We start from the raw sequence: 4,059 nt of genomic DNA, 5'->3' as shown, positions 1-4,059 counted from the left end.
CGGCTGAGCTGCCACCATTGCGGGCACGTCATGCCGACGCCGCGCGAATGCCCCGAATGCCATGAGGAGGATTCGCTCGTCGCGTGCGGCCCCGGCGTCGAGCGTATCGCCGACGAAGCGGCGGCGTTATGGCCAGAGGCGCGTACGGCGATCGTCACCAGCGACACGATCTGGTCGCCGGCCAAGGCGGCCGAATTCGTCGGACGGATGGAAGCCGGCGACATCGACATCGTCATCGGCACGCAATTGGTGACCAAGGGCTATCACTTCCCCAATCTGACCCTGGTGGGAGTCATCGACGCCGATCTCGGCCTGGGCGGTGGCGACCTGCGCGCGGCGGAGCGGACGTTCCAGCAGATCATGCAGGTCGCCGGCCGCGCCGGTCGCGGCGAAAAGCCCGGCCATGTCTTCATCCAGACCCACGATCCCAGTGCGCCGGTGATGGAGGCGCTGGTCTCCGGCGATGTCGATGCCTTCACCGCCGCCGAGACCGATGCGCGGCGCGAGGCGGGCGCGCCGCCGTTCGGCCGCTACGCCGCGATCGTGGTCAGTTCGGAGGATCAATCGGCCGCGCACGAGATCGCCCAATTGGTCGGCCGCACCGCGCCGCGTCTCGAGGGGATGGATGTCTATGGCCCCGCGCCTGCTCCCCTGGCGATGCTGCGCGGACGCCATCGCTATCGGTTGCTCGTCCATGCGCGGCGCGGGCTGGACGTGCAGGACGTGATCCGGGCGTGGCTGGGCGCGCTCGACTGGCCGGCCAAGGTGCGCGTCATCGTCGACGTCGATCCCTATAGCTTTGTCTGACGGGCACGATAGGATTGCGTCAGAACAGGGGTCCGTCCGGGGGAATTATCGATGTTTCGCAAGGTACTGCTAGGCGCGACCGCTTTGGCGGCGATGCTGCCCACGGCGGCGAGCGCGGCCTGGTATCAGGCTAGTTCGCAGCACTTCGTAGTCTATTCGAACGACAGCCCCGAGCGTGTCAAAGCCTATACCGAAAAGCTCGAACGCTTCGACAAGGCGGTGAGCGTCTGGCACGGCGTCAAGGAGGTCAAGCGCGGCCCAGCCGCCCGGGTGACGATCTTCGTGGTCGACAGCGTCGCCGATGTGCAGAAACTGTACGGCAATTCGGGCGTGGCCGGCTTCTATATCTCGCGAGGATCCGGGCCGGTCGCGTTCATGCCGCGCAGCGGCGGCAACGGCGAGTTGTCATCGCAAGCGATCCTGTTCCACGAATATACCCATCACTGGATGTTCTCCAATTGGGCAGATGCCGCCTTTCCCTATTGGTTCGTCGAGGGATTCGCGGAACTTCACGCGACCGCGCTCATCCAGCCGAACGGCAACGTCGTGTTCGGCGCACAACCGACCTATCGGCGATGGTCGGTTGGTCAAAGTGGGTGGATGCCGGCGCCCGATCTGTTGCGGGCGAAGCCATCAGACAAACTCGACGGACGGAGCCGGGACGCGGTCTATGGCCGCGGTTGGCTGCTGCTGGACTATCTGACCTTCAGCAATGATCGGCGCAAGCAATTGTCGGATTATATCGGCGCGATCAACAGTGGGAAATCGATTGACGAAGCAGCCAAGGTCTTTGGCAATAGCGACACGCTGGACCTCAAGATGGATGCCTGGGCTAAGGGGAAAGTCGCGTCCGGAATGCTGACCGCCGACCAGTTGCCGATCGGCGAGGTCACCTTGCGGCGGCTGACCGACGGCGAGGCGGCGGTGATGCCCGCGTTGATCCAGTCGAAACGAGGGGTCGACGACAAACAGGCGCCGGAGGTGGTCGAGCTCGCCCGCCGGCTCGCGGCCCCTTTCGCCAATGATGCCGGCGCGCAGAACGAACTGGCCGAGGCCGAATATGACGCAGCGAGCTCGACCAAGGACGACGCCGCCGCGCTGGCCGGCGATGCCCGCCCCGAGGCGGCGGCCGACCGCGCGATCGCCGCAGATCCCAAATCGGTTCACGCCTTGCTCTACAAGGGCATGGCGCAGGAGCAAATCGCGGTCCGCACAAAGGTCACCGATCCCGCCAAATGGCAGGCGATCCGCAAATGGTTCCTGCTCGCCAACAAGATCGACACCGAGGATCCAGAGCCGCTGGCGCAATATTATGACAGCTTCGGCCTGGCCAAGGCCAAGCCCACGCTCAATGCCGAAAACGCCCTGATCTACGCTTATGCGCTGGCGCCGTTCGACCTGGAGTTGCGTGCTCAGGCGACGCGCGTGCTACTCGGACAGAACAAGATCAAGGAGGCGCGTGTCGCGATCGGGCCGCTCGCTTTCAATGCGGAGGCGCCCGGCTTGGCCGAGCGCGCCGGCAAGGTGCTGGCCGCGATCGACGCCAACGACGTGCCTGGCGCGATCAAGCTGCTCGACGCGAAACCCGAGGATAAGGACAAGAAAGACAACGGCAAGAAAGGCTCCTGATATCGCTGACACGCTCGCCAGGCCTGTTTATCCGCCGCGGATTCTGCCATGTCGCACGCCATGAAGGCGATGCGCACGATGATCGGATTCCTGCGGCACCGGCTGGCCGCGATCGTGCTGGCGCTGTGTGTCGCGACCTGGCTCGCCCCCATCCCGGCGCGCGCCGACGATATCGCCGCCACCTCGCGCAGCGTCGTTCGCGTGGTGACGATCGCGATCGTCGACCAGGAAGTGGTAGGATTCGGGCACGGCTCCGGCTTCGCGGTCGGCCCCAACCGCATCGTCACCAACGCGCATGTCGTCGAACTGGCGCAGAAATATCCGGACAATGTCGTGATCGGCGTGGTGCCATCTGAAGGCAGCAAGTCGTACCAAGGCCGCGTCGTCGCGATCGACGCCAAGCGCGACCTCGCGCTGATCGAGTTCACCGGCGGGTCGCTGCCGGTCGCCACGCTCTATACCGGCAAGCCCGACGACAGCATGGGGCTCGTTTCGCTCGGCTATCCGGGCAATGTCGACCTCGCCACCGCGCAATCGGCCGCCGATTACATCAAGCCGCTGGCGCCGGTGCGGTCCGAAGGATCGCTGTCGGCGATACGCAACATCGACGGCCTGAGCGTGCTGCTCCATTCCGCCAGCATCTCGCGCGGCAATTCGGGCGGGCCGCTGCTCGACCGTTGCGGCCGCGTGCTGGGGGTCAATTCGGCGATCACCAAGGGCGAGGATGGCGACGCCAATTTCGCCTTCGCGATCGCCGAGAGCGAACTCGCCGCGTTCCTGCATGACAACAAACAGGCATTCAACGCGGTCGACATCCCGTGCATGAGCCTGGAAGCCCGGCTGAGCGCCGACGAGGCCGCCGATGCCGCGGCGCGCGAAAGCGCCGACGCCGCGCGCCGCGACGCGCAGGCGCGCGACCTGGCGAGCCGCCAGCAGGCACTCGAGGACGCGCGGCTGAACGCGCAGCGCGCGAGCGAGAACGTCATGGCGATCGCCGCCTTGTTGCTGGTGCTCGGCGCGCTGGCGGTGGGCGGCGGCGGCTTGCTCTATTCGCGCGGCAAGCAGCGCGAGGCGATCTGGGCGGCGTCGGGCGGCGGGGTGCTGATCCTGGCGGCGGTCATCGTCTTCCTGCTGAGACCAAGCGAGGAGCCGATGCTGCCGCCGGGTTTCGCCGTCCCGTCCGCGACGCCGGCCGCGACCGCCGCCGCCGCGCGCCCGTTGGGCAAGATGATCTGCAAATTCCAGCCCGACCGCAGCCGCGTGACGGTGTCGGAGACCAGCGACGTCAACCTCGACTGGGGGCAGGACGGCTGCATGAACGAGCGCACGCAATATGCCGACGACAATGGCAAATGGACGCGCGTGTTGGTGCCCAACGAGGAGCAGACCGTGTCGGTGCTGCAATTCGACCCCGATGCGCGGACCTATGTCGCCTATCGCTATTTCCTGAGCGCGGCGCAGATGGACGCGGCGCGCAAGCTGCGGGCACAGAACCCGCTCCGCCAATGCACGGCCGATCCCGGCATGCGCAACAATCTGATGGTCCAGCAGCAGTCGATCCGCGCCGCGCTGCCGACCACCTATAGCGAGAAGCTCGTCTATTCCTGCTCGGCGGCGCCCTGA

Annotated in this window: 3 protein-coding genes; all 3 read left to right on the top strand. The window is 66.2% G+C overall.

The features are described 5' to 3' along the window. Positions 1-807 (top strand): replication restart helicase PriA (gene priA, locus ACTHJR_RS02020; protein WP_440521391.1); only part of this gene is annotated, 807 nt, incomplete at its 5' end. A gap of 51 nt (positions 808-858) precedes the next feature. Then, the gene (locus ACTHJR_RS02015) at positions 859-2,436 is read left to right on the top strand and encodes a hypothetical protein (protein ID WP_440521390.1); all 1,578 of its coding nucleotides are present in this window, start codon (positions 859-861) and stop codon (positions 2,434-2,436) included. A 48-nt stretch (positions 2,437-2,484) separates the two neighbouring features. Further along, positions 2,485-4,059, top strand: coding sequence for a S1C family serine protease (locus ACTHJR_RS02010; protein WP_440521388.1), 1,575 nt, complete (start codon positions 2,485-2,487; stop codon positions 4,057-4,059).

The sequence above is a fragment of the Sphingomonas sp. genome (assembly GCF_051962185.1).
Classification (GTDB): Bacteria; Pseudomonadota; Alphaproteobacteria; order Sphingomonadales; family Sphingomonadaceae; genus Sphingomonas.
Note: the sequence above shows the minus strand (reverse complement) of the source record. Positions and strands in the feature narration are given on the sequence as shown.

What these genes read in the sequence shown, in the direction of transcription:
- ACTHJR_RS02010 (WP_440521388.1), top strand. Translation starts at nt 2,485, where the DNA reads ATGTCGCACGCCATGAAGGCGATGCGCACGATGATCGGATTCCTGCGG.
- ACTHJR_RS02015 (WP_440521390.1), top strand. Translation starts at nt 859, where the DNA reads ATGTTTCGCAAGGTACTGCTAGGCGCGACCGCTTTGGCGGCGATGCTG.